The following is a 24,263-nucleotide window of genomic DNA, read 5'->3' as shown; positions in this document are numbered from 1 at the left end:
ACAGGGAATGCGGGAGGGAACGACTAAGCCCGCGCGAGGGAGGCATGCGTGACGTCAGATCGGCTGCAACGTTTCCACGGTCGTCTCGCCCTGCCGCTGATCGCCGCGCCGATGTTTCTGGTGTCGGGCGTCGAACTCATGGTCGGCGTCTGTCGCAACGGCGTGATCGGCAGCTTCCCCAGCGCGAATTGCCGTAGCGCCGAACAACTCGATGAATGGCTCACCAACATCGAAGCGCGGCTGCTGCGGCATGAAGATCAAACCGGCCGCAAGGCCGCGCCGCTTTGCCCAAACCTGATCGTGCACCGCTCCAATGCACGACTGGAGCAGGATCTCGCCGTGTTGCTGCACCACAGGCCGGAGATCGTCATCACCTCGGTCGGCTCGCCCATGCCGGTGCTCGAGCCGCTGCATGACGCCGGCGCATTGGTGCTTGCGGATGTTGCCTCGATCCGCCACGCCGAACGCGCGGCGGAAGCAGGTGCCGACGGGCTCGTGCTGCTCACTGCGGGCGCGGGCGGCCAAACCGGCTGGCTCAACCCGTTCGCCTTCGTTCGCGCGGTGCGCGCGTTCTACGATGGCATCATCGTGCTCGCGGGGGGCATCAGCGACGGCCACGCGTTGCGTGCGGCCGAAGTGCTCGGCTGCGATCTCGGCTACATGGGCACAAAGTTCATAGCGACCCACGAGAGCATGGCGGATGATCGTTACAAGCGGCTTCTGGTCGAGAGCAGCGCCGACGATATCCTGCTGACCACCGCGTTCACGGGACTTCAAACCAGCATGCTAAAGCCGTCGATCGTCGCCGCGGGTCTCGATCCCGACGACCTGCCGGCGCGCGGGGCCATCGACATCGCCAAGGACATCGACGTTGCCGCACGGGAGAACCGGCCAAAGCGCTGGCGCGATATCTGGAGCGGTGGGCACTCGACATCCGGCGTGACCGACGTGCTCGCGGTTGACGATCTCGTCGCAGGGGCGGTCGCCGAGTATCGAGGGGCGGGTGGCCGCGTCTCCCCGTGAAAATGTGCAGGCCGACAGGGCCCGTCGTCCCATCACAGTTAATCGAGCGTTCCTCCGAAGCGCCCAATTAACGGCAGATTAACCAACGCCCGGCAAGAATCCCTCTCACGGCCGCCAATCCGGACCGAGAGGGACAGGCGATGGACTTCGACTTTCTGAACGCCAAGACGGCGGCTTCGCTGGACGAGATTCGTGTTCGCGTAGCCCATGCGCTGGCCCGCCACCCGCTGTGCCGCAATGTGCGCTTCGACATCGTCAGCGTCCCTCGCACCCGCCGGGGCGGCAATTGGACGGTGGCGCTGCAATCGGTCGAGCCGCGCGGAGTCTGGGAGGCCTCGGAGATCGTGGCCGACATCCAGGACGCCTACGATCTTGCGATAGCTGCCTGATTTTGTTGAGCTTTCTAGGCAATGTCGCCGTAGTCCGCGCGATTGCCGTCGCAATGGCACGGTTAAGCCTTAATTTTCGCCCAGTTTCCGGGCAGTGATCACGTGGACTTGAAGCCGGTTGCGGAGAGACGTTTGTCGAAAGCCATCACCATCGTCGTGCTGACCTGCTTCCTCGTCCTCGGCGCCGCCACCACCGCCATTCTCGGCCGCGACAGCGTGCCCAGCGTCAGCGCCGAAATGATCACGCAGGCGCCGGCACCCAAGCCGCTTGCAACCAATCGGGCCGCCAAGGCCGATCGTCTGGTTCCGACGTTGGCACTGGCCTCGGCCGCGTTCGACCCGGTCCAAGTTCCTGCCGACAAGCTCTCGCAGATGCCCGTGCTGACCGAGCCGCTGCGCCAAGCGTTTGCCGCCGCCACGCCATCCGATTTCCCGATGCCCAAGGCGAGCGTGAACGAGGCTCCGGCCGCTGCAGACATTCCTGCCGTCGAAGTCCCGGCCAAGCCGAAGGTCGTCGCCAAGCCGCAGCCGCAGAAATCCTATTCGCTGCTCTCCGACGTGCAGATCGCGGGCATCAGGGACCGTCTGAAGTTGTCGTCGTCGCAAGAATATTACTGGCCCTCGGTCGAAACCGCGCTGCGCAATGTTGTCCGCAAGATCTCGGCAAACAAGCTGTCCAATCCGAACGTGCAGGGTGTTCCGATCGATCCCAATTGCGACGAGGTCCAGCAGTTGAAGTCGGCGGCGATGCCGCTGCTGTTCCAGCTGCGTGACGACCAGAAAGAGGAAGTGCGCAAGCTCGCCCGCATCATCGGGCTCGAGAAGGTGGCGCAGCAGATCTAAGGCGCAAGTTTCTTCCGGAAATCAAGTTCCTCCCGGAACTGCGCCTGTATCGGGAACATCCGGCAATCGACAAGCGTTGCCCGCTCCAAAGAGGGAGTGGACCAATGCGCGCCTCGACAGCCTATTTCGTCGGTGCAGGAACCATCGTCGCAGCCATCGCCATTGGTCTCGGCGGCGGCATTGTCGCCGGCAATATCATGAATCCGGTCTCGCCCAAGCAGGGGCCGGATACCAGCAAGATGGCGCAACGCGCTGACGCCAAGCCCGGCACGACGGATGCGCCATCCGAGCGCCTGCAATATCTCACCGGCTCGCAAGCATTTGGCGCCATGGTCGCCGCGCCAGCGCAGGCCGAAGCGAAATTCGACGCTAAACCCGAATCCACGCCTGAAGCAAAATCCGAAGCCGCGAAGCCCGGCACGCAGACCACTCAGGCCAACGCTGAACAGCCAGCGCAACAGCCTTCGCAAGCGGCTGCGGTAGAGCCGCCCAAGCCAGCGCCGGCATCGCCTCCGCAACTCGCGAAGCCTGCTGCACAGCAGGCGTCGACAGAGCCGTCATCCCCACCCGACAACGCCTTTGCCAAGGCCAGAGATTCTGACGTCAAGCGGGCCACGTCTGAACGGCGCCGGACGGAGCGCCGTGAGCGTTGGGCCGAGCGCCGTCATTACGATTCCCGCGAGCCGCGTGGGATGCGCGACCGGACCGATTGGGACGACGTCGCGCGCAACATCCGCGAAGATGCCGACGCGCGCGAGGTCCCGAGCCGGCCGCGCGGCGGCTTTCCGCAGATCAGGCTATTCGGCGACGACGATTAGGTCCGTCCTCGCCGTCGCGCGCGATCTATGACGGGCGCATCGACGGCTATGGTCTGACGCAACACCCGCGAGATTTGTGCTGCGGACGGCGACCACTCACCCGCCGTGCGACTCCACGACCTTGCGGCAGCCGTCCGAAAGCTTCGACTTGTTCTCGCGCAGGCAGGCATTCATCTCCGGCGGCTTGCCGATGTGTTCGGCGCAGAATTTGCTCGCGTCGCTTCGGCAGGTCATCTGCTCCTGCGGGGTCGGACCGGATTGCGCAGCGGCGGTCTGGGCGGTCGCGGCGAGCAGCAGCACGGCAAGAACCGAAATCTTCATAAAACACCTCCTTGGGAATGTCGTTGGTCCCGCCTGGGATCAAGCGGGCCGGACCATCTCGCGACCGCCGGGCGCAGGTCCATGCCATGTTCATGGCATCGGCTAGCCCGTCCCGCCGCCGTACCCCCATTTTCATGGCATGTATCAGCGCGCCGTCTTTTGTCATTCAGGCTGCACGTCGGCTGCGAGACCCGGTGATTGCATCGGGACGCCGAACGGCAAGCAGGAGAGCAAGATGTCGAAAAGAGCGGGAGCGCTGAGCGCCGGGTTGACGATTTTGGCGCTGGCAGGTTCGGCGATGGTGTCGCTGGGCACGAGCCCGGCGCAAGCGGTGGTCTATTGCAAGACGGTCGGCATACCCAAAGGCTGCGTGGTGCGACCGGCGGCTGCGGTGAGGGTAGCGCCGGCCGCCGCGGTCGCCGTGGCGACACCCGGGGTCGGTGCGCCCGGTGTCGGCGTGCGCGCGGGCACGCCGATGAATCGCGGTGGTCCGGTCAATCGCGTGGGCGTGCGCTGAGAACAACGAAAGAGTTCGGGCGAAGGAGCCGTGCGGACGAACCCCCCGTCCTCCGCAGGGCAAACCATCCGGCCCGTCCCTCTCTCCGCGCGTCCCACACGTTCGGAGAGGGGGCTTTTCAGCCGACGGCGGCATCGCTGTCGGGGAAAATCTGCGGCAATTGCAGCCGCACGCGTGTGCCTGAGGAATCCGAACCGAGATCGAGCATCGCCCCGCAGCGCGCGGCACGGCTCCTCATGTTGCGAAGGCCCCGCGCGGTCTGGCTCGCGTCGGTGGCCCCGCCGCTGCCGACCGGCGCACAACCGTTCGCAAAGCCCTTGCCGTCATCCGCGACCCTGATCACACCGTAGGGTCCCTGACCTCCGTCGACCGTCTCGATGGTGACCGCGATGCGGCGGGCCTCTGCGTGCTTGACCGCATTGGTCACGGCCTCGTCGAGGATGCGCACGATCTGGATGACATGCCATGGCCTGAGCTCGGGATGCAGCGGCAGCCCTTGTGGCGTCGCCACGTGCCAGTCGAGTGCGATGTCGTGTGGTCGCAATTGTGCGGTCGCGCGCTCGCGCCAGGAGCCGAGTGCGAGCATCAGGTCGCCGCCGATGTCGTCCATGGAGTCGATGACGAGGCGGAGGTCTTTCAGCGCCGCACGGGCGGCGTCAGTGATGGTCGCGCCCTCGTGCCCGCGCTCGGACAGTGCCACGATGCTGATGAGCTGGCCGCCGAGGCCGTCATGCAGGTCGCGCATCAGTCGCGTGCGCTCATTGGCAAGCGCGGCGGCCCGCGCACGCTCCTCCTCGCGGGCAAAGCTCGCCTTCAGCCGCTCCTCGGCCTCGCGTACGCGCGTTACGAGCTGGCCGGCAAAGCTGTCGACCTGGTTCAGCGCGCGCGCGAACCGCCAGGTCAAGCCGGCGCCGATCGCGACCAGCATCGCCGAATAGGACAGGCGCGAGAGGAAGATGCGCTCGTCGGTCACGATCTCGAACACCGACAGCATGTCGTGGACCCAGCAGATCAGCACGATGGTCACCGCGCAGCCGAGCGTGAAGCTTGCCGCGTCCTGCCGCCGCACCACTGCGGCAGCTGTGACGCAGGCCATCAGCAACAGGCAGATCCCGACGGTCGGAATCCCCAACAGGAGAAACAGAATGCGCGGCAACGGCGGGCCGGCGATCAGCCCGACACTGAACACGACGAGCCCCGGCGCGAACAGCAGCATGCCGTAACGCGGCCAACGCCAGCCGAAGAACAGCACGCCGAATACGACGACCAGGGCGCTCTCGATCGGTGCGGACGCGAGCAACACTGCGGCGAGCCGGGACGTGTTGACGGGGGGCACCGGTGGTGGCGCGAAGGCCTGCACCACGCCGAGTACCATCGCTACGGCCAGCACGCCGTAAACCGGCTCGCGGCGGCGCATCAGCCACATGATAGCCAGGATGACGGCGAGGATCGATTGCCAGGCGGAGAACACCACGGGCAACGTGACGAACATCAGCGTGCGTGTCTCGTAGGCCGGCCGCAAGGCCGCATCCGGCCCGACATAGACGGTGTCGAGAAAGCCCTTGAGCGGTCCCCAAACCAACAGCCGCACCGTGATCTCGTTCGCGCCCTCGCGCAGCAGCGAGGACGGGATCGACCCGATCTGCGGAGTGTTGCGGTCGGGCCGGTTGGCGTTGGCATCGCGTCGGGAATCCAGGATGATGACGCCGTTGATTGAGACCTCCACCGCGTTGCTGAAGCGCGGCAGGAATACCGACCATCCCGACGCCACATCGCCGCGGCGGAACGTGAAGGCGCCGCTGTAGAGCGGCGGGTCGGCCAGGGAATAGCGTGACGACGTGAAATGCGGCAGCGTCACGGGGCGCGCCACGCCGTCCTCGCGCAGCGAGAATTCGCTCAGGGCAAAGTCGTCGGGGTCGCTGGGCTGGAGCAGCCGCAGCCCGAGGACAGTTGCGACCAATATCAGTGCCTGGAGCAGCAGATAGGGCACGAGGCGCGAGACCAGCAGCCGGCGCCGCGCGGGTTTGACCGGTGCCTTCGCCGCGATTTCGCTCACAGCTTGATCAGGCCCTGCTGCACTGCTTCGAACACCGCTTCGCTGCGGGTGTGCACTTCGAGCTTGCGATAGATGTTCTTGATGTGGCCGGGCACGGTCTGCCTGGACAGGCCGAGATGGCTCGCGATCTCGGCGTAGCTGAAGCCCTTGGCGATGCCCCAGAGGATGTCGATCTCGCGTGGGGTGAGCCTTGCGGTGTTGAGCGCGGGACCGGGCGGAGGCTCGGCCGCATTCTGCGCGGTACCCTGCGTTCTGCGCACGATGAAACGGGCGATCGAGGCCGAGATTGGCGAATGGCCGGCGACTAGATCGCGCACGGTGGTGGCGATGTCCGTGGGGAACGCATCCTTCAGGAGATAGCCGGTGGCGCCCACCGTGATCGCGGAGATCACACTCTCTTCGTCGCCAAGCGCCGAGATCACCATGATCTCGGTGTCGGGAAAGCGTTGCCTTGTCTCGCGGATCAGCTCGACGCCGTGGCCGTCGGGCAGCCGCAGATCGGTGAGCAGCACGCGCGGCGCCCGGTCGCCGAGCCCGGCGCGGGCCTCTGCGAGCGTGCCGGCGCTGCGCACCTCGTAACCGGCCTTGACCAGCGCGTCGTGGAGCCGCCAGCAGGTCGGCGCGTCGTCCTCGACGAGGAGGATGGTGATGGCTTCACCCGTCTCGCCCTGTTCGGTCATGATCATCGTCCTGCACCGCGTGTCCCCCGCGGCGCAGGGCCAAGTTTAGCTGCGGTGCGGGCGCCGCGACACCCATAATCATGGGGGCGCTTTGTCACTCTTCCGCCGTTGCGGACGCCGCCTATCGCTTTGCTGCGGCCGATGGCGTCGGCGGCACTGGCAGACGCTGCACCGTGATTAGCGCCGTGCGGCGTTGCTCGCCCTGGGTTGAGGGGCTGGCGAGATCCTTGCCTCCGTCCAGGATGGCTCCTCTACGAAGCCTCTCCCCGCGGCGGTGGGTATCGCCGGGCCAGCGCCGACAACGGCAAGTGTTGCTCGCCCTCCGGCAGCTCCAGATAGGCGAGCACGAGCGGCCGCTTCCAGTCACCGACGCCGAAATCCATCGCCATCCATTTCTGCGGTTCGGCGCCTTCGAGGCCCCGGACCCAGACGAAGAAGCGGGGGAGGTCGTCGGCGTCCGCTTCGGTCGCGCGTCTCCTGGCCATCGAAGCTGCTCGCTGCATCAACATAGGTTGCCCCACGATATAGGGACTGGCTCTGCGAAGTCGAACCCGTCGAGGGAGGCTCGTGCAGGGAAGCACGGCCCTCTCCTGGCGAAGTGTCCCGGGGATGCGGATGCGGGCCGTATGGCGGCCCGCTCTCGTCACTGCCAGAGCTCGCAGGTCGCAACCCGGTTGATGTCCGCGAGCCGCCGACTGGTGTCGCCCGCGAGGTCGAGGCTTGCGACCAGCGCCAGCAGGCGATGATAGGCTCCGTCAGCGACCTCGACGGGCAGCGGGGCCTCATCGAACGTCTCGACATAGCTGCCGACCAGACCGCTCAACAGACGGCACAGGCCGCGCTGTTCGGGGTCGTCGCGGCCGAGCGTCTCGAGCTTTTGCTGAAAGATCCGGAAGGTGCGCAGGCCGTGGTGCTGTTGCGAAAGCCACGTGTGCAGGTCGTTCATATGAGCTCCTTCGAATTGCGGAAGAAGCTACCGGTTTATACAGGTGGCATGTGACGATTGCTAGGGAGGGGGAAAGCCGAGACAGTCGGTCTTCGCCAAGAGGCTTCGCCGGACACGCTTCACCCTTTCGGGCTTGGCGCGGGCTGCGCCACACGAAGCCCGAAAGGGCGAAGCGTGGTGCCCCTGGCCGGAATCGAACCAGCACTCCTTGCGGAACTCGATTTTGAGTCGAGCGCGTCTACCAGTTCCGCCACAGGGGCCCTCGGTCAGCCCTAACAGGGCGTCGCGAAGCCGGCGGACTATAGCCATGGACCAAGCGGGGTCAACCCGCGCCAAAGTGATCCCGGCCGTTCTCGACAGCCGCATGAGCCGGGGTTACAGCCTTGGAAAGCGACCCATCGAAAAGAGGCTGCCGTGACGACCCAGAGTGCCGCAATACCTGCATTCAAACGGGCGGCCACGAGCCCCGCGCTGGTCGCTTCGCTCGCGGTCACGCTGATTGCAGCCGCGACGATCGCAGGCGCCTGGTTCTTCCAGCTGGTGCTCGGGATCGTGCCCTGTCCGCTCTGCCTGGAGCAGCGCTACGCCTATTACCTCGCGATCCCGCTGGGCCTGCTCATCGCACTCGCGGCGCGGGGCAGTGCGCCGAGGCCGCTGCTGTTCGCGGGCCTCGCGATCCTTGTGCTGGCGAGCCTCGCCAATGCCGGGCTCGGCACCTTTCACGCCGGCGTCGAATGGGGCTTTTGGAAGGGACCGACCGACTGCTCCGGTCCCGTCGTCAATCTCGGCAGCGCCACCGACCTGCTGTCGCGACTCGACACCGTGAAGGTGGTCCGCTGCGACGAGGTGCAGTGGCGCTTCCTCGGCCTCTCGCTTGCCGGCTACAATTTGCTGATCTCGCTCTTGATGGCTGCGATCGCCGCGTGGGGATTCGTTGCGACGGCGAAGCGCTAAGGCTCAATCATCCACATCGTCCTGCGTCCGGCCGAACAGGTGCACGATGCCCGGCGTCGCGATCGTCACGAAGACGAAACGCGAGAGGTGATGGGCGCCGACGAAGATCGGGTCGATGTGCAGCGTCAGGGCCAGCGCCAGCATGGCGTCCATCGCGCCCGGTGCGTAGGCGACCACGACGTCGGAGAATTTCACCTGCGTGGTGAGCGCCACGATGCCGACGAAAATTGCGGAGACGGCGATGGCGACGGCAAACGAGCCCAGCGCCGCGTTGATGTGGCCGGCGAGCGTCTTGATCTGCATCCGCGCGAAGCGGCTGCCGATCAGGGCGCCGATGCCGATCAGCGCCACGCCGCGTACCCAGTCCGGCAGGCCGCCCTCGACCCAGCCTGCGCCATGCAACACGCTCGAGCCGATCATCGCGCCGAACATCCAGCTCGCCGGAAACCTGATCAGCCGCAGGACGAGCGCCGCGGCCAGCGAGGCCGCGACCAGTTCGACGAGGTCGAGCGGCGAGGCAATCGTCGTCGTCAGCGACGGCGCGACGGAGGGTGCGACGCCGGCGAACGCCAGCACCATCGGCAGCGCCGCGGTGAGGATGATTACGCGCATGGTCTGCACCACCGCGATGCCCGGCAGGTCGGCGCCGCGCTCGACCGCCAAAATCGTGATCTGCGACAGCGCGCCGGGGCTGCCGGCGAGGAAGGCCGAGGTGCGGTCCCAGCCGTGGATGCGCTGGAGATAATAGCTCGAGCCGAAGGTCGAGCAGAAGGTCGCGAGCGCGAGCAGCCCGATGGTGAGCGGATAGGCACTGACCTGTTGAAGCAGGTGGCGCGAGACGACTGATCCTAACGAAATGCCGAGCAGCACCAGCACGGTCTGGGTCAGGATCGGCGGCAGCGTCAGCTGGCGACCGGCGATCGCGGCGATCCCGACTGCGATCATGGAGCCCGAGATCAATCCCCCCGGAAGGCCCGCGAGCAGAAACACGAGGCCCCCGGCGGTGCCGATGACAAGCGTTTCCACCGTGCTCAAGATCTTGGCACGGCTCGGCCATTCGAACGGCAGGGAGGCGGTGATTTGCTTCACACCGCCTTATCGCAAATCAGCGAGAGGCGCACAATTGCGGTCACGTCATGCCGCAATGCGCGCGCCTCTCCCGAAGCCGCAGGCAGAGGGAAGGACTTACTTCTTGTCCGCAGCCGGCGCGGCCATGCCGGCCTTGGCGGTCTTGATGCATTCGGAGCGGAATTTCTTGCGCTCCTTGCCGTGCAGGCCCTTGGCGTCGGCCTGCTTGGAGCATTCGAGCGACTCGGCCGAGTGCTCCTTCGGTGCCTTCTTGTCCATGGGGGCGGCGGTTGTGGTCTTGGTGTCGGTCTTTGCTGCCGGCGCGGCGGTCTGCGCGAAGGCAGTGCCGGTGGCGAGCAGGGAGGCGAGAGCGACGACGGCGAGGCGAGATGTGAAGGTCATGATGCTGCACTCTTCTTGCGGGAATTGCGAAGGGCGCGAAAGTCGGCTGGCCTTGCTGAACGCGACATGAATAATTCGAACGTGGAGGATCACTATATTTTGGCGGCAGCAGCCATCGCTTCCTTGTCGCGAGCCGGCGGCACGCTAGGATAGCAATCCTCGGTTCACTTCCCTCGGGGGAAGATCAAGGAGGAGACCAAGGATGACCATGCAATCAAAGTTGCTGTGTGCAGTTGCGCTGTCGGGCTTTGCCGCGCTGGTGGTGAGTGCGCCGGCGCAGGCGCTGACCTCGCAGGAGTGCAGCGCGAAATACCAGGCCGCCAAGAAGGACGGCTCGCTCGGCACCACGAAGTGGAATGACTTCCGCAAGGCCCAATGCGGCGCGGATGCGACGCCAGCGGCTGCGCCGACCGCGGCCGCTCCTGCTGCGGCCGCCGCTCCCGCCGAGCCGAAGCAGGCGAAGAAGGAGGCCGCCCCGGCTGCCGCGCCGACCCTGCCGGCCGGCCCCGCGATCTATCCGAACGCCGTTGATCCGAAATACGCCAAGGAGACCCCCGGCAAGGGGCGCCTGCACACCTGCGTCGACCAGTACAACGCCAACAAGACCACCAACGGCAATGGCGGCATGAAGTGGATCGAGAAGGGCGGCGGCTATTACAGCGAATGCAACAAGAAGCTGAAGGGCGCCGCCTGACGCTTCAAGACGACGCAGAGGCCGGAGCCAAGCTCCGGCCTCTTGCTTTAATCCAGTAGCTTCTCGGCCGATTTCGCCACGAGCTGCGATCGCTTGCGCGGGCCGCGCTCGACGAACAGCAGGCTCTGGCCGAAGATGAAGCAGTAGAACAGGAAGGCCTGCGCTTCGGCTGCCTCGGTCTCGAGGCCGGTCGCGCGATAGAGTTCGGCGACGTGCTTCAGCCGCGCCGCGTCCACATTCGCCACCGCTGCCGCGGCGCCCTCGTCCGAGCGGGCCCATTGCCGGATCGCAAGCTCGATCGCCATCCCGTCCGGATTGAGCCGCTCGGAATAGAGCTGGATCACCGCCCTCAGCCGCTCACGGGGCTCTTGGCCATCGAGACTCGTCTGCTGCGCGATCGCCGTTGAGCGCCCCTCGCGCCAGCGCTCCAGCATGGCACCGAGCAGCGCGGCACGGTCGGCGAAGCGGCGGTAGAAGCCGCCCTTGGTGACGCCCAGATTCTTGGCGAGCACCTCGACCCGCACCCCCTCGACCCCCGATCGGGCGAGTTCGGTGAACCCTGCCTCGACCCAGACATCGCCTTTGCCGTCACTCATGCAGGCAGCCTCGCCGATTCTTGATACGGTACCGTATTGCTAACGCGGGAGGAGGTTGATACGCTACCGTATCAACAATCAAAGCCAGAAAAGGTCAGGGAGAATTGCGATGGAGCAGGAGGCGACCTATCGCGGCACGGTCTATCCGTGGCAGTGCGATCACGTCGGCCACATGAACATCATGTGGTATGTCGGCAAGTTCGACGAAGCCAACTGGAATCTGTTCGCCCGGCTCGGGCTGACGCCGAGCTATCTGCGCGGCTCCGGGCGCGGCATTGCCGCCGTGCAGCAGAACATCACCTACAAGCGCGAGTTGCTCGCCGGCGACATCGTCGAGATACGCAGTCACCTGCTCGAGATCCGCGACAAATCGATCCGCTTCCGGCACGACATGATCAATGCCGATACCGGCGAGATCGCCGCGTTCTGCGAGATCACGGGCGTGCACACGGACCGCAGCCTGCGCAAATCGGTGCTGTTCACGGACGACATTCGCGAGATCGCCTTGAGACATCTCGCCGAGCCGGCGGAGGCCTGAGCCATGGCCGCATACGAGCCGAAGAACCCGGGCTACCGCGCGGCTGCCATCGCCATGTTCGATCGCCAGCCGGCAATGCACACGCTCGGCATCGCGATCGTCCGCCTTGCGCCGGGCGAGGCTGAACTCGCCATGCTGCATTCGCCGGCCCTCACACAGCAGAACGGCTTTGTCCACGCCGGCATCATTACCGCAGGACTAGACAATGCCTGTGGTGTCGCTGCCTTCACCCTGATGCCGTGCGCGGCCGATATCCTCACCGTCGAGTTCAAGACCACGTTGCTCGCGCCGGCACGGGGCGAGCGTTTCGTCTTCAAGGCCGAAGTGGTCAAGCCCGGCCGCACGCTGACCTTTTGCGAGGCCAGGGCGTTTGCCGAGCACGAGGGCAAGGTCACGTTGATCGCCATGATGACCGGGACGCTGATGGCAATGCTGCCGCGCGTTGCGGCTGCGCAAGCGCCGCGCACGACCGCTGCATAGCGGTGATTGACAAGACTGCCGGCGCATCCCTTGATGCCTAAGTCATGCTTGCAAGCCTTGGTCTCATTCTGCTCTGCCAGTTGATCGGCGAAGCCGTCGTGCGCGGCCTCGGCCTGCCGATGCCGGGCCCGGTGCTTGGCCTCTTGCTGCTCCTCATCCTGCTGCTCGCGCGCGACCGCTTTGCGCTTCTCGCGCGCGGGCCGCTGCGTAATGATGGCGTCGAGACGGCGAGCAAGGGTCTGCTCGCGCATCTGTCGCTGCTGTTCGTGCCGGCCGGGGTCGGCGTCGTGCAGAAGCTCGATCTGCTCGCGTCCCACGGCATCGCCATCATCCTCGTGCTCGCGCTGTCGGTGGTCGTCACCCTGCTCGCAACCGTACTCACTTTCCGCCTGGTCAGCCGCCTGTTGAGGCAACAGGACGCGCGATGAAGGACAATCCGTTCTCGCTCTGGGTCTATCTCTCGCAGTCGCCGCTGCTTTGGTTGACAGTGACGCTGCTGGTCTATGCCGGTACGGACGCGGTGTCGCTGGCGACGCGGCGCCATCCGCTCGCCAATCCCGTGCTGCATGCGATGTGGATCGTCGGCGCGTTCCTGCTGCTAACCGGCACCTCCTACACGACCTATTTCGCCGGCGCGCAGTTCGTGCATTTCCTTTTGGGGCCCGCGACGGTCGCGCTGGCTGTTCCCCTCTATGAGAACCGCAAGCGCGTCGTCGCCTCGATCGTGCCGATGCTGGTGGCGCTGGTCGCGGGATCGGTCACGGCCGTGGTGTCCGTGGTGTTACTGGCCCAACTTGCCGGTCTGCCGCACGAAGTGGTTTTGTCGCTCGCGCCGAAATCCGTCACGGCCGGTGTTGCCATGGGCATCGCCGAATCCCTGCACGCCGATCCCTCGCTGGCTGCGGTTGCGGTTATCCTTACGGGCATTATGGGCGCGATCATCGTGACGCCGCTGATGAACCGCACCGGCATCAGCGATTTCCGCGCCCGCGGCTTTGCCGCCGGCCTTGCCGCGCACGGGATCGGTACCGCGCGAGCGTTCCAGGTCGACGAGATCGCCGGCGTCTTCTCCGGGATCGCCATGAGCCTGAACGCCTTGGTGACCTCCTTCCTGGTACCCTTGGCGGTCACGCTGCTGGTGCGATGACATCGGCGCCGCGACACTCTATATGAGCTGTAACAATTCCCAGTCTCGAACCGTATCGACGGAGATGGGACCGAAATGGAACGAGATATGGCTGGATTCAGGAATAAAGCCCTTGTGCCGACGCGGCGCGCGGCGCTGACGCTGATTGGGGCGGGCGCCCTTGTCGCGGGTGGAATCACCTCGGCGCGCGCGGCGACCGACGAAGACGAGGTGCTGACCGAAGCCAAGGTGCTGCGCGACCCGGATGTTCCCGTCGCCGGTAATCCCGACGGGAATATCAGTATTATCGAATGGTCCGACTATAACTGCCCCTATTGCCGCAAGCTCGAGCCCGAGTTGCGTCAGGTCATCCAGGACGACGGCAAGGTCAGGCTGGTGATGAAGGACTGGCCGATCCTCGGGCCGGTCTCGGTCACCGCCGCGCGGGCGGCGCTCGCGGCGAAATTCCAGGACAAATACCACCAGGCCCATGACGCCATGATGGGCGTCAGCTCGCGCCTGACCGAGCCACGCATCAACGAGTTGCTCGCGGCCGCCGGCGTCGACATGGATCGGTTGAAGCGCGATCTCGCCGACCACGCCAAGGACATCGACGCTCTGCTCAAGCGCAACAACGAGCAGGCCGAAGCCTTCGGTTTCCGCGGCACCCCGTCCTTCATCGTCGGCAAGTACCGCGTGCCGGGCGTGCTCAGCATGAACGAGTTCGAGCAGGTCATCGCCGACGCCCGCAAGGCCAAGATGAACTGAGCCGAGCGATATTCACCGCGCAAGACGAAGGCGCCGCCGCGGACCCGCGACGGCGCCTCATTTCATTCATGATACCACGTCGTTACTTCGAGGAGATGCGGACCCAGTCCTTGTGCGCGCGATCGCGCAGCGCGTCCCAGTCGGCTTTTGCGACATCCCAGTTCACGATGGTGCGATTGGTCGTCGCGACCTCGCCATTAGCAACCGACGACGTCTGCATGGAGTCATAGACATACACGCCGCAGCCGAGCAGCAGCGCGCCCAAAATCATTCCAAGAAACATCCGCATCGCGAAACCTCCAATGACGGGCGATAACGTCGACCCGGATCGATTGTTCCGCGACAGTGCGGCGCAGGTAAGGAGAGGTCGTTCATTCTCCATTCAGCCACTGCACCAGCTCCGCGTTGATCTCGCGCGGATAGGTATGGCTGAGATCGTCGATCTCGCGATAGGTGACATTCGCGCCGGCGGCGGCGAGGGCTGCCTGCGTCTGCCGCGCGGTCTGCACCGGAAACATCCAGTCGAGCTTGCCGTGCGTGATGAAGATCGGCAGGCGCTGCAGGCGTGTGGCGTCGGCCATCTCCGCCATCAGCGGGTGGAAGGTCGCCGAGACTGGCGCGAGATGCGTGAAGGGCGAGGCGCCGTCGAGCCCGGTGACGTAGCAGAAGGTGCCGCCGTCGCTCATGCCGGTCAGCAGCATGCGCGAGGCGTCGATGGTCCAGCGGCTGCGCACCGTTTCGAGAATGCGCGTGAGGTTGGGCGTGTCGGAATCGTCACCCATCAGGGCCCAGGTCGGGCCGGTCGCGGTCGGCGCCACCAGGATTGCACCGAGACTGCGGGCGTCGCGCAGCCAGCTCCACAGAAACCCGCGGCCGTTGCCGCTGCCGCCATGCAGCGCCACCACCAGCGGCATGGCGCGATCGGGCGTATAATATTCGGGCACGTAGACCGAAAAGCCGCCGCGGCTGCCGGGCTCGTTGTGATCGTGGATGATGCCGGTGTGCGCGTCCGCGCCGGCTTCGAGCCGCGACAACAGGTCGGCATTCTCGCGCATGGCGGCGTTGAGGAAGAAGCTGCTGACCGGCGGAAACTGCACGGCCAGCGGATAGAGTGCCTCCTGCGCGCGCGGCACATGGCGCAGCGCGCGGAACACCGCGACGAGGTCGCCATTGCCACGCTCAACCTCGCGCAGGCTGGCAAAGGCGGCGAGCGTTTCGTCGCAGGCACGATCGAGCCGCTCGCGCAGTCCGGTGAACTGCCCCGGCCATTCCCCGATTGCCGCGCGTGCCGTTTGCAGCGCCTCGTCGGGAACACCGATCGCGTTCATCACGGAGCCGAAGGCCGGCGGGTGCAGGTTTCGCTGAAAGAATGCGAGCGCTTCCAGCGCATTGAGCAGCGGCGGCAGCACGGCCACGATGTCGTCAACGACGGCCTCGCTCATCGTCGTTTCCCTGCGTCAGTTCGCCTTGTCAGTGCAGCTTCGGCGCCTTCAAGAGCTTGAAGCGATCGGTCGAGGTCACCGTGACGTCGAAGGTGACGCCTTCATGATGTACCGTCAGCGGCACGTCGACCCCGGCGGCGCCGAGGCCCCACAGCTTCTTGTAGAAGCCGGTCTGGCTTGTGACCTTCTCGCCGTCGACCGCGAGGATGACGTCGCCGGTCTTGAGCTCGGCGCGGGCGGCGGGACCATTGGCGGAGATTCCGATCACCACCACGCGGTTGTCGATCTCGGTCGAAAAGAGTCCGAGCCATGGCCGTGCCGGCTTGTTGACGCGACCGAACTTGCGCAGATCGTCGAGGATCGGTTTCAACAGGTCGATCGGCACGATCATGTTGACGTGCTCGGCCTTGCCGTCGCGCTCGCGTTCGAGCTGCAGCGAGCCGATGCCGATCAGCTCGCCGCGCTCGTTGAGGAGCGCCGTGCCGCCCCAGTTCGGGTGCGCGGGATGGGTGAAGATGGCCTCGTCCAGCAGATATTCCCAGTAGCCGGCGAATTCCTGCTTGGCCACGATCTGGCTCGCGACCGAACGCGTGCGTCCCCCGGCGCCGCCGACCACGACGCGGTCGCCGAGCCGGGTCTCGGCCGAGACACCGAGCGGCAAGGGGGCGACGTCGAGCTGGCCGAGCGCCTGCACCAGGCCAAAGCCGGTGACGGCGTCGAAGCCGAGCACATGTCCTTCCACCACGCGCCCGTCTCCGACATGCAGCCACACGGACTCTGCTTCGGTGATGAGATAACCGATGGTGAGCACCAGCCCATCGTCGATCACGACGCCGTTGCCGGCGCGTTCGGTCCCCAGTGTCTCGGCGCTGAAGGCGTCCGGCGGGATGATGGCATGCAGGCCGACGACGGAGGCGAGCGCGCGGTCGAGATCGAAATCGTAATCGCTCGCACGCGGTTGATTGGCCGGCGGCACTCTCCATTCGGTCAGGGCGGGCATCGAGTTCTCCTGGCTGAGAGCATCGCTCCGCCGTGGCTAGCGGAACGACGCACGAAGCACGCATAATTTAGGCCGGAGGAGGCCGTCTTGAAAGCCTCGTTCCTAATTATTCCAGAGAACGCCGTGTGAAATCTTTGAAAGGCACAGGACCGGTTATGCACGGTCGGTCGGTCGGGCGGCTCTCCGGCATTGACCGCATGGCTGCTGTCCGGCGAGGTGCTAGGCGCCGTACAATGAAGCTGCTAACCATTGCCGCTTCGTTTGACCTAGAGATCACGGACCGAAGCATGGACAACCGCAGCGACATCTGGCGTGGCATCGACACGATCAAGGCACGTTTCATCGACCTCAGCGACAAGGTCTGGGGCATGCCCGAAGTCTGCTACACCGAGGCGCGGTCCGCCGCCGAGCATCTTGCCGAGCTGTGTCATCAGGGCTTTCGCATCACCGAGCAGGTCGCGGGCATTCCGACCGCGGTGATGGGCGAATGGGGCGAGGGCGGACCGGTCATTGCCTTCATGGGGGAATATGACGCGCTGCCGGGCCTCAGCCAGGAGGCGGGCGTCGCGGAGCATCGTCCGGTCGAGACCGGTGGCCACGGCCATGGCTGCGGTCACAATCTGCTCGGTTCCGCAGCTCTCCTCGCCGCGACGGCGGTGAAGGACTGGCTTGCCGAGAACAAGGTGCCGGGTCGCGTGCGCTATTACGGCTGCCCCGCGGAGGAGGGCGGCGCGGCAAAAGCCTTCATGGTGCGCTCCGGCGCATTTGAAGACGCCGACATCGCCATCACCTGGCATCCGCACAGCTTCTGGGAAGTCGCGGTGACGCCGTCACTCGCCAACACCCGCGCCGACTTCATCTTCACCGGCCGCACCTCGCATGCGGCGGCCTCGCCGCATCTCGGCCGCTCCGCGCTCGACGCCGTGGAGCTGATGAATGTCGGCGTGAACTATATGCGCGAGCACATGCCGAGCGACGCGCGCGTGCACTACGCGCTGCTCGACACCGGTGGCATCGCCCCGAACGTGGTGCAGGCGCATGCGCGCGTGCGTTATTCGATCCGCGCCCGTGATCTGCCCGGCATGAACGAGCTGGTCGGACGCGTGAGCAAGATCGCGGACGGCGCGGCGCTGATGACCGAGACTAAGGTCGAGATGAAGATCATCTCCGCGGTCTCCAACATCCTGCCGAACACGCCGCTGGAGCACGCGCTGCACCGGGTCATGGAAGAGCTCGGACCGCCGCATTTCGACGACGCAGACAAGGGCTTTGCCACGGAGATCCGCGCGACGCTGAGCGACAAGGACATCGAGTCGGTCTATTACGCGATCGGCATGGAGCCGACCGACCGGCCGCTGGCTGACTTCCTGGTGCCACTCGATGCCAAGCGCAATCCGCTGGTCGGTTCGACCGACGTCGGCGACGTGAGCTGGGTGGTGCCGACCGTGCAGGTTCACGCACCCACGGTTGCAATCGGTACGCCCTTCCACACTTGGCAGGTGGTCGCGCAGGGCAAGAGCGCGCATGCCCACAAGGCCATGGTGCAGGCCGCCAAGGCGATGGCCGGCATCGGCATCAAGGCGCTGACGGACCCGGAGCTGATCAAGGCTGCCAAGGCTGACCTTAAGAAGCGGACGGCCAAGACGCCTTACGTCTGTCCGCTGCCAGACCACGTCGCGCCGCCGCTCGACATGTCCGTGGCGTAGAATTTCGCCTCGATACTTCGTCTGATCCGGCGATCAAATTTTCTGCAGTGCAGCGCGGAATTCAGCGTGTTTTGATGCTGGATTGCCGAACGGATGGGCTGCGGAATATGATTTTGCCCAACAGACAGTCAGAAGACCGTTTGCATACACACGGTCCCGGTTGACGCGCGGCCCATTCGGTGTGCCATCTACCGCCAGCCAACTTGGTGGTCGCCCCGCGCGACCGCCTGCATCCATACGGGAACCAGACGGGGACAACCATGCTGGATAAAGAACTGCGTTCGATGATCGGTGACGTGAAGGACGGGCGGATGGATCGCCGCGGCTTCATTCAGCGCCTGGCTGCCGTGGGTCTCACCGCGCCTTTGGCCAACCAGATCCTCGCGCTTGGCGGCGTCGCGATGGCGGAGGGCGCCTCGACGTACAAGCCGACCAAGCGCGGCGGCGGTGGTGCGCTCAAGCTGCTGTGGTGGCAGGGGCCCACCCTGCTCAATCCGCATTTTGCCACCGGCACCAAGGACCAGGACGGCGCGCGCCTGTTCTACGAGCCGCTCGCCTGTTGGGATCCCGACGGCAACATGAAGCTGGTTCTGGCCGCCGAAACTCCCTCGATCCAGAACGGTGGCCTCGCCGCCGACGGCAAGTCGGTGACCTGGAAGCTCAAGCCCGGCGTCAAATGGCACGACGGCACGCCGTTCACGGCCGACGACGTCGTCTTCAACTGGGAATATGCCAAGGATCCGGCGACCTCCGCGCTGACGATCGCGACGCTCCGCGACATCACGGTCGAGAAGGTGGACGACCTCACGGTCCGCATCCTCTTCAACAAGCCCACGCCGTTCTGGGCCGACGCTTTTGTCGGGGCCCCCAATACCATCATCCCGAAACATCTGTTCAAGGACTATATGGGGTCCAAGTCGCGGGAGGCGCCGACCAACCTCTCGCCGGTCGGCACCGGCCCCTACAAGTTCGTCGAGTTCAAGCCGGGCGATCTTGTCCGCGGCGTGATCAATCCCGATTATCACATGGCGAACCGGCCCTATTTCGATTCGATCGAGATGAAGGGCGGCGGCGACGCCGTCTCTGCCGCGCGCGCGGTGATCCAGACCGGCGAATATGATTTCGGCTGGAACATTCAGGTCGAGGACGACGTGCTGCTGCGCCTGGAGAAGGGCGGCAAGGGAAAGACCGTCTACGCCGTGGGTGGCGACACCGAATTCATCGCGCTGAACTTCACCGATCCCAACACCGAGGTCGATGGCGAACGCTCCTCGATCAAGACCAAGCACCCGCTGTTTTCTGATCCAGCGGTGCGCAAGGCGCTCTCGCTGCTGATCGATCGCGAGTCAGTCAAGAAGGCGATCTACGGCCGCGCCGGCCGCACCACCGCCAACTTCCTCAACGGGCCCGAAAAATTCGTGTCCAAGAACACCTCGTGGGAGTTCAGCGTCGAGAAGGCCTCGAAGATCCTCGACGACGCCGGCTGGAAGCCGGGCGCCGACGGCATCCGCGAGAAGGACGGCAAGAAGTTGAAGCTCCTCTACCAGACCGCGATCAACGGGCCGCGCCAGAAGACGCAGGCGATCGTCAAGCAGGCGTGCCAGAAGGCGGGCATCGACGTCGAGCTGAAATCGGTCGTCGCCTCCGTGTTCTTCTCCTCCGACGTCGGCAATCCCGATACCTATTCCAAGTTCTACGCCGACATGGAGATGTTCCAGATCCCGCTGAGCCAGCCCGATCCGTCGCAGCACATGCGTCGCTACCTTTCGAACCTCGTCGCCACCAAGGAGAACAAGTGGCAGGGCACCAACTTCCCGCGCTGGGTCAACAAGGAGTACGACGCGACCATCCTGGCCGCGGACGGCGAGATGGATCCGGTCAAGCGCGCGGCGTTCTACATCAAGGCCAACGACCTCATGTACCAGGACATCGTTTTCATCCCGGTACAGCACCGCCTGAAGGTCGAGGCGGCCGCCAACAATCTGCGCCCGGTCGTTTCCGGCTGGGCCAACGAGACCGACAATTTGTTCGACTGGTACCGCGAAGAATGATCACGCACGCCTAGAGCGGTCCTTCTTCATGAGCCAGTATGTCCTGCGTCGCCTCCTGATCGCGATTCCGAGCCTGCTCGGAATCTCGCTGGTGCTGTTTGTCGTGCTCGCACTCGCCCCGGGCGATCCCTTCTCGGAGCTGGCGACCAATCCGAACGTGCCGCCCGAAGTCGCTCTCGCGCTTCGGGCGAAGTTCGGCCTCGACGATCCGATCTACCTTCGTTACCTGCATTGGCTCAACGCCATGCTGCACGGCGACTGGGGTTTCTCCTTCGTCAGCCGGATGAACGTCGACACGCTCATTCTCCAGCGACTGCCCACGACGCTCTACGTGATCGGCTCGGCGCAGATTCTGGCGCTCCTGATCGCGATCCCGGTCGGCGTCTATGCCGCGACGAAACCTTATTCGCTGTTCGACCAGGTCGCCAACACGCTCGCCTTTGTCGGCTTCTCGCTGCCGACCTTCTTCACCGGCATCCTGTTCATCCTGATCTTCTCGGTCACGCTGGACTGGCTGCCTTTCGTCTACACGACCGACATCAAGGGCACTGGTATTCACTGGGTGCTGGAGATGATCCGTCAGGCGATCATGCCGGTGGCGGTGCTCGGCCTGTTCCAGGCGGCGTCGATGACACGTTTCGTGCGCTCGGCGATGCTCGACGTCATCCGGCTCGACTATGTCACCACCGCGCGCGCCAAGGGCATCGGTCAGCGGCGGGTGATCATCAAGCATGTGATGCGTAACGCGATGATCCCGGTCGTCACGCTGATTGCGTTGCAAATCCCGGCGGTGTTCGGCGGCGCGATCGTCACCGAGCAGATTTTCCGCATCCCTGGCATCGGCTCGCTGCTGATCTCCTCCATCCTTTCCAACGACACGCCGGTGGTGATGGCCGTCACCTTCGTCTTTGCGTGCCTGGTCGTGCTGTTCAATCTCATCGCGGACGTTCTTTATGGCTGGCTTGACCCTCGCATCTCCCTCCGCTGAGCGGCGCGTCTACTCGCCCTGGCGCGAGACGTGGCGGCGCTATAGCCGGCACAAGCTTGCCGTGGTCAGTGCGTTCCTGCTCCTCGTTCTGATCCTGGCGGTGGTGGTCGGCCCCTTCGTCTGGCGGGTCAAGATCGACGACATCGATATCGTGGCGGGCATGCAGGGGCCGTCGCTGGCCCATCCCTTTGGCACCGACGATCTCGGGCAGGATATCCTTGCCCGCATGATCTATGGGGGGCGCATCTCGCTCGCGGTCGGTCTCGCCGCGATGCTGGTCTCGGTCTTTGTCGGCGTGTTGATCGGCGCGCTCGCTGGCATGTCGCGCGGCGCGCTCGGTCATGGGCTGATGTGGCTCACCGATCTCTTTCTGTCGCTGCCGCAATTGCCCCTGCTGCTGCTGCTGATCTATCTCTTCCGCGACGGGCTGAAGGCCGCTTTCGGCCCCGAGGGCGGCATTTTCATCCTGATCGTGCTCGTGATCGGTGGCTTGCGCTGGATGCCCGTCGCCCGGCTCGTTCGGGCGCAGTTCCTGTCGATCCGTGAGAAGGAATTCGTCGAAGCCGCGCGCGCGCTCGGGGCAAGCCCGGTGCGGCAGGTAGTGCGCCATATCCTGCCTAATGCGCTGGGTCCGGTGATCATCGCCGGCACCATCGACGTGGCCGCCGCCATCATCGCGGAATCGACGCTGTCCTTCCTCGGCCTTGGCTTCCCTCCGGATACCCCGACCTGGGGCCGGCTGCTCTATGATGCCAAGGATTTTCTCGACATCGGCCCGCACTGGGCGCTGTTTCCGGGCGGCGCGATCTTCATCGCGGTGGTCGCCATCAACTTCATCGGCGACGGCCTGCGTGACGCGCTCGATGCGCGGCGGGTGATCTGATGGCGCCGCTGCTCGAGATCAAGGGACTGAAAACCCACTTCTCCACCGACGACGGCATCCTCCAGGCCGTCGACGGTGTCGACATCTCCATCAATCGCGGCGAGACGCTCTGCGTTGTCGGCGAATCCGGCTGCGGCAAGACCGTCACCGCGATGTCGATCCTCAAGCTGATCGCGATGCCGCCGGGCCGCATCGCGGCGGGCGAGATCATCTTCGAAGGCCGCGATCTCGTGCCGCTGACGAGCAGTCAGCTCGACGAGATCCGCGCCAAGGAGATTGGCTTCATCTTCCAGGAGCCGATGACCTCGCTCAATCCGGTGCTGACCATCGGCGAGCAGATCGCCGAAAGCCTGCGCCGCCATGAGAACGTCACCAGGAAACAGGCGCTCGAGCGCACCATCGAGATGCTCAAGCTGGTGCAGATTCCCAATGCCGAAGGCCGGGTGCACAACTATCCGCATCAGTTCTCCGGCGGCATGCGCCAGCGCGTGATGATCGCGATGGCGCTCGCCTGCAAGCCGAAGCTGATCATCGCCGACGAGCCCACCACGGCCCTCGACGTCACCATTCAGGCGCAGATCCTCGACCTGCTCCAGGACATGAAGGAACGTTTCGGCATGGCGGTGATGCTGATCACCCATGCCATGGGCGTCGTCGCCGAGACCGCGCAGCGCGTCGTCGTGATGTATGCCGGCAAGGTGGTGGAGGAGGCGTCTGTCGACGAGCTCTTCGGCAATCCCGGCCATCCCTATACCCAGGGACTGATCCGCTCGATCCCGCGCATCGATCTCGCCAGCGAGCACAAGGTGCGGCTGGAGGCGATCGGCGGCTCGGTGCCGATCCTGATCAATCCGCCGGTCGGCTGCCGCTTCGCGCCGCGCTGCCGCCACGCCATGAGCGTCTGCACCGAGATGGAGCCGTTGCTGCGCGAGATCGCGCCCGGCCACCGCATGGCCTGTCATCTGGGAGATACGCAGTTGGGAGGCGCAGCATGACCGAGCCCTTGCTCCGCGTCAGCGGCCTGAAGAAATATTTTCCCGTGCATGGCGGCCTGTTGTCGCGTCAGGTCGGCAGCGTTTATGCGGTCGACGGGGTCTCGTTCTCGGTCAATCGCGGCGAGACGCTCGGCCTCGTCGGCGAATCCGGCTGCGGGAAGTCGACGACGGGACGCTGCGTGCTGCGCCTGATCGAGCCGACCGACGGCGAGGTCGTGTTCGACGGCCAGGATGTCGGCCAGCTCGGCGGCACCGATTTGCGCGCGATGCGGCGGAACATGCAGCTCGTGTTCCAGGATCCGTTCGCCTCCCTCAATCCGCGCATGACGGTCGGCGCCATCCTCGGCGAGGCGCTCGTCATCCACAAGCTCGGCTCATCGGCCAAGGAGCGCGAGGATCGCGTTGCGAGCCTGCTGGTGAAGGTCGGTCTCAAGGCCGAGCACATGCGCCGCTATCCGCATGAGTTTTCCGGCGGCCAGCGCCAGCGCATCGTGATCGCGCGCGCGCTCGCGGTCGAGCCGAAACTGATCGTCTGCGACGAACCGGTGTCCGCGCTCGATGTCTCGATCCAGGCGCAAGTCATCAACTTGCTGGAAGATCTCCAGGCTGAATTGAACCTCACCTATCTCTTCGTCGCACACGATTTGTCGGTGGTCGAGCACATCTCCGACCGGGTCGCGGTGATGTATCTTGGCCGTATCGTCGAGCTCGCCAAGGCCAGCGACCTCTATCGCAATCCGCAGCATCCATACACGAGGGCGCTGTTATCAGCGGTGCCGGTGCCCGATCCCAAGCTCAAGCGCGAGCGCATCCGCCTCAAGGGCGACGTTCCGAGCCCGATGAAGCCACCGTCGGGCTGCCATTTCCACACCCGCTGTCCTATCGCCCAGCCGCGTTGCGCGGAAAGCGCACCGGAGCTGAAGGAGGGAGCGGGCGGGCACTTTGTGGCGTGCCATCTCGCATGACGCCGGGAAAAGCG

The 24,263-nt window shown here is 65.2% G+C and carries 29 protein-coding genes and 1 tRNA gene; 18 read left to right on the top strand and 12 right to left on the bottom strand.

What is annotated here, in order from left to right:
- Nucleotides 1-48 precede the first annotated feature (48 nt).
- The 4 genes from N551_RS0102880 (at nt 49) to N551_RS0102865 (ending at nt 3,073) form a co-directional block, all read left to right on the top strand.
- On the top strand, nt 49-1,023 hold the full coding sequence (locus N551_RS0102880; RefSeq protein ID WP_027565661.1) for a nitronate monooxygenase family protein: 975 nt from the start codon (nt 49-51) through the stop codon (nt 1,021-1,023).
- 140 nt (nt 1,024-1,163) lie between these two features.
- Nucleotides 1,164-1,412, top strand: coding sequence for a hypothetical protein (locus tag N551_RS0102875; protein ID WP_027514201.1), 249 nt, complete (start codon nt 1,164-1,166; stop codon nt 1,410-1,412).
- Nucleotides 1,413-1,544: 132 nt separating this feature from the next.
- Nucleotides 1,545-2,255 (top strand): hypothetical protein, encoded by a 711-nt coding sequence (locus tag N551_RS0102870; RefSeq protein ID WP_027565660.1) that lies wholly within the window; start codon nt 1,545-1,547, stop codon nt 2,253-2,255.
- A 104-nt stretch (nt 2,256-2,359) separates the two neighbouring features.
- Nucleotides 2,360-3,073 carry a hypothetical protein gene (locus N551_RS0102865; RefSeq protein WP_027565659.1) on the top strand — a complete coding sequence of 238 codons (714 nt, stop codon included), beginning with the start codon at nt 2,360-2,362 and terminating at the stop codon, nt 3,071-3,073.
- Between the two features lie 96 nt (nt 3,074-3,169).
- Here the strand turns inward: N551_RS0102865 and N551_RS0102860 are convergent, their stop codons facing one another.
- On the bottom strand, nt 3,170-3,394 hold the full coding sequence (locus N551_RS0102860; protein WP_027565658.1) for a hypothetical protein: 225 nt from the start codon (nt 3,392-3,394) through the stop codon (nt 3,170-3,172).
- Between the two features lie 235 nt (nt 3,395-3,629).
- On the opposite strand from N551_RS0102860, the gene N551_RS0102855 reads away from it, so the two are divergent.
- On the top strand, nt 3,630-3,911 hold the full coding sequence (locus N551_RS0102855) for a hypothetical protein (protein ID WP_027565657.1): 282 nt from the start codon (nt 3,630-3,632) through the stop codon (nt 3,909-3,911).
- Between the two features lie 118 nt (nt 3,912-4,029).
- Here the strand turns inward: N551_RS0102855 and N551_RS0102850 are convergent, their stop codons facing one another.
- The 5 genes from N551_RS0102850 to N551_RS0102830 all read right to left on the bottom strand — a co-directional run bounded on the left by N551_RS0102850 (nt 4,030) and on the right by N551_RS0102830 (nt 7,853).
- Nucleotides 4,030-5,967, bottom strand: a complete 1,938-nt coding sequence (locus N551_RS0102850; protein ID WP_027565656.1) for an ATP-binding protein — start codon at nt 5,965-5,967, stop codon at nt 4,030-4,032.
- Entirely contained in the window at nt 5,964-6,647 is a 684-nt protein-coding gene (locus N551_RS0102845; protein ID WP_027565655.1) for a response regulator transcription factor, read from the bottom strand. The genes N551_RS0102850 and N551_RS0102845 overlap by 4 nt, the downstream gene beginning before the upstream one ends.
- Before the next feature lie 251 nt (nt 6,648-6,898).
- Entirely contained in the window at nt 6,899-7,132 is a 234-nt protein-coding gene (locus N551_RS0102840) for a hypothetical protein (protein ID WP_027565654.1), read from the bottom strand.
- A gap of 158 nt (nt 7,133-7,290) precedes the next feature.
- Entirely contained in the window at nt 7,291-7,593 is a 303-nt protein-coding gene (locus N551_RS0102835; protein WP_027565653.1) for a hypothetical protein, read from the bottom strand.
- 175 nt (nt 7,594-7,768) lie between these two features.
- Nucleotides 7,769-7,853 (bottom strand) — tRNA-Leu (locus N551_RS0102830).
- Nucleotides 7,854-8,007: 154 nt separating this feature from the next.
- On the opposite strand from N551_RS0102830, the gene N551_RS0102825 reads away from it, so the two are divergent.
- Entirely contained in the window at nt 8,008-8,547 is a 540-nt protein-coding gene (locus tag N551_RS0102825) for a disulfide bond formation protein B (protein ID WP_027565652.1), read from the top strand.
- A gap of 3 nt (nt 8,548-8,550) precedes the next feature.
- On the opposite strand, the gene N551_RS0102820 is transcribed toward N551_RS0102825, so the two are convergent.
- Together N551_RS0102820 and N551_RS0102815 are read right to left on the bottom strand one after the other, a co-directional pair.
- Complete coding sequence (locus N551_RS0102820) at nt 8,551-9,636, bottom strand: AbrB family transcriptional regulator (protein WP_027565651.1); 1,086 nt, start codon at nt 9,634-9,636, stop codon at nt 8,551-8,553.
- Nucleotides 9,637-9,732: 96 nt separating this feature from the next.
- Nucleotides 9,733-10,017, bottom strand: a complete 285-nt coding sequence (locus N551_RS0102815; protein ID WP_007597424.1) for a PsiF family protein — start codon at nt 10,015-10,017, stop codon at nt 9,733-9,735.
- Between the two features lie 202 nt (nt 10,018-10,219).
- Here N551_RS0102815 and N551_RS0102810 point away from each other — a divergent pair, with 202 nt between their 5' ends.
- On the top strand, nt 10,220-10,711 hold the full coding sequence (locus N551_RS0102810; protein WP_027565650.1) for a hypothetical protein: 492 nt from the start codon (nt 10,220-10,222) through the stop codon (nt 10,709-10,711).
- A gap of 47 nt (nt 10,712-10,758) precedes the next feature.
- On the opposite strand, the gene N551_RS0102805 is transcribed toward N551_RS0102810, so the two are convergent.
- Nucleotides 10,759-11,307 carry a TetR/AcrR family transcriptional regulator gene (locus tag N551_RS0102805; protein ID WP_027565649.1) on the bottom strand — a complete coding sequence of 183 codons (549 nt, stop codon included), beginning with the start codon at nt 11,305-11,307 and terminating at the stop codon, nt 10,759-10,761.
- A gap of 109 nt (nt 11,308-11,416) precedes the next feature.
- Between N551_RS0102805 and N551_RS0102800 the strand changes: the two genes are divergently transcribed.
- The 5 genes from N551_RS0102800 (at nt 11,417) to N551_RS0102780 (ending at nt 14,219) form a co-directional block, all read left to right on the top strand.
- On the top strand, nt 11,417-11,845 hold the full coding sequence (locus N551_RS0102800; RefSeq protein WP_027565648.1) for a thioesterase family protein: 429 nt from the start codon (nt 11,417-11,419) through the stop codon (nt 11,843-11,845).
- Between the two features lie 3 nt (nt 11,846-11,848).
- Nucleotides 11,849-12,325 carry a PaaI family thioesterase gene (locus tag N551_RS0102795; protein WP_027565647.1) on the top strand — a complete coding sequence of 159 codons (477 nt, stop codon included), beginning with the start codon at nt 11,849-11,851 and terminating at the stop codon, nt 12,323-12,325.
- 44 nt (nt 12,326-12,369) lie between these two features.
- Nucleotides 12,370-12,753: a CidA/LrgA family protein gene (locus N551_RS0102790; protein ID WP_027565646.1), complete on the top strand. Its 384-nt coding sequence runs from the start codon at nt 12,370-12,372 to the stop codon at nt 12,751-12,753.
- On the top strand, nt 12,750-13,472 hold the full coding sequence (locus tag N551_RS0102785) for an LrgB family protein (protein WP_027565645.1): 723 nt from the start codon (nt 12,750-12,752) through the stop codon (nt 13,470-13,472). The genes N551_RS0102790 and N551_RS0102785 overlap by 4 nt, the downstream gene beginning before the upstream one ends.
- An 87-nt stretch (nt 13,473-13,559) precedes the next feature.
- The gene (locus N551_RS0102780; protein ID WP_027565644.1) at nt 13,560-14,219 is read left to right on the top strand and encodes a DsbA family protein; all 660 of its coding nucleotides are present in this window, start codon (nt 13,560-13,562) and stop codon (nt 14,217-14,219) included.
- Between the two features lie 82 nt (nt 14,220-14,301).
- Here the strand turns inward: N551_RS0102780 and N551_RS0102775 are convergent, their stop codons facing one another.
- The 3 genes from N551_RS0102775 to N551_RS0102765 form a co-directional block, all read right to left on the bottom strand.
- Nucleotides 14,302-14,508, bottom strand: coding sequence for a hypothetical protein (locus N551_RS0102775; RefSeq protein ID WP_027514183.1), 207 nt, complete (start codon nt 14,506-14,508; stop codon nt 14,302-14,304).
- A gap of 82 nt (nt 14,509-14,590) precedes the next feature.
- On the bottom strand, nt 14,591-15,661 hold the full coding sequence (locus N551_RS0102770; RefSeq protein ID WP_027565643.1) for a phospholipase: 1,071 nt from the start codon (nt 15,659-15,661) through the stop codon (nt 14,591-14,593).
- Nucleotides 15,662-15,689: 28 nt separating this feature from the next.
- A complete protein-coding gene (locus N551_RS0102765; RefSeq protein WP_027565642.1) occupies nt 15,690-16,661 on the bottom strand; it encodes a S1C family serine protease in 972 nt (323 codons plus the stop codon).
- A gap of 287 nt (nt 16,662-16,948) precedes the next feature.
- On the opposite strand from N551_RS0102765, the gene N551_RS0102760 reads away from it, so the two are divergent.
- The 6 genes from N551_RS0102760 to N551_RS0102735 all read left to right on the top strand — a co-directional run bounded on the left by N551_RS0102760 (nt 16,949) and on the right by N551_RS0102735 (nt 24,249).
- Nucleotides 16,949-18,367 carry a M20 family metallopeptidase gene (locus N551_RS0102760; RefSeq protein ID WP_027565641.1) on the top strand — a complete coding sequence of 473 codons (1,419 nt, stop codon included), beginning with the start codon at nt 16,949-16,951 and terminating at the stop codon, nt 18,365-18,367.
- Between the two features lie 260 nt (nt 18,368-18,627).
- A complete protein-coding gene (locus N551_RS0102755) occupies nt 18,628-20,418 on the top strand; it encodes a peptide ABC transporter substrate-binding protein (protein ID WP_027565640.1) in 1,791 nt (596 codons plus the stop codon).
- 28 nt (nt 20,419-20,446) lie between these two features.
- Nucleotides 20,447-21,406 (top strand): ABC transporter permease, encoded by a 960-nt coding sequence (locus N551_RS0102750; protein ID WP_007597394.1) that lies wholly within the window; start codon nt 20,447-20,449, stop codon nt 21,404-21,406.
- Nucleotides 21,372-22,289: an ABC transporter permease gene (locus N551_RS0102745; RefSeq protein WP_007615333.1), complete on the top strand. Its 918-nt coding sequence runs from the start codon at nt 21,372-21,374 to the stop codon at nt 22,287-22,289. Before N551_RS0102750 ends, N551_RS0102745 begins: the two co-directional genes overlap by 35 nt.
- The gene (locus N551_RS0102740) at nt 22,289-23,284 is read left to right on the top strand and encodes an ABC transporter ATP-binding protein (protein ID WP_027565639.1); all 996 of its coding nucleotides are present in this window, start codon (nt 22,289-22,291) and stop codon (nt 23,282-23,284) included. Before N551_RS0102745 ends, N551_RS0102740 begins: the two co-directional genes overlap by 1 nt.
- Nucleotides 23,281-24,249 (top strand): ABC transporter ATP-binding protein, encoded by a 969-nt coding sequence (locus N551_RS0102735; RefSeq protein WP_027565638.1) that lies wholly within the window; start codon nt 23,281-23,283, stop codon nt 24,247-24,249. Before N551_RS0102740 ends, N551_RS0102735 begins: the two co-directional genes overlap by 4 nt.
- Nucleotides 24,250-24,263: the final 14 nt, after the last annotated feature.

Origin of the sequence: Bradyrhizobium sp. URHA0013 (genome assembly GCF_000518345.1) — a bacterium.
GTDB lineage: Bacteria > Pseudomonadota > Alphaproteobacteria > Rhizobiales > Xanthobacteraceae > Bradyrhizobium.
This window is presented reverse-complemented; position numbering and strand designations above follow the sequence as displayed.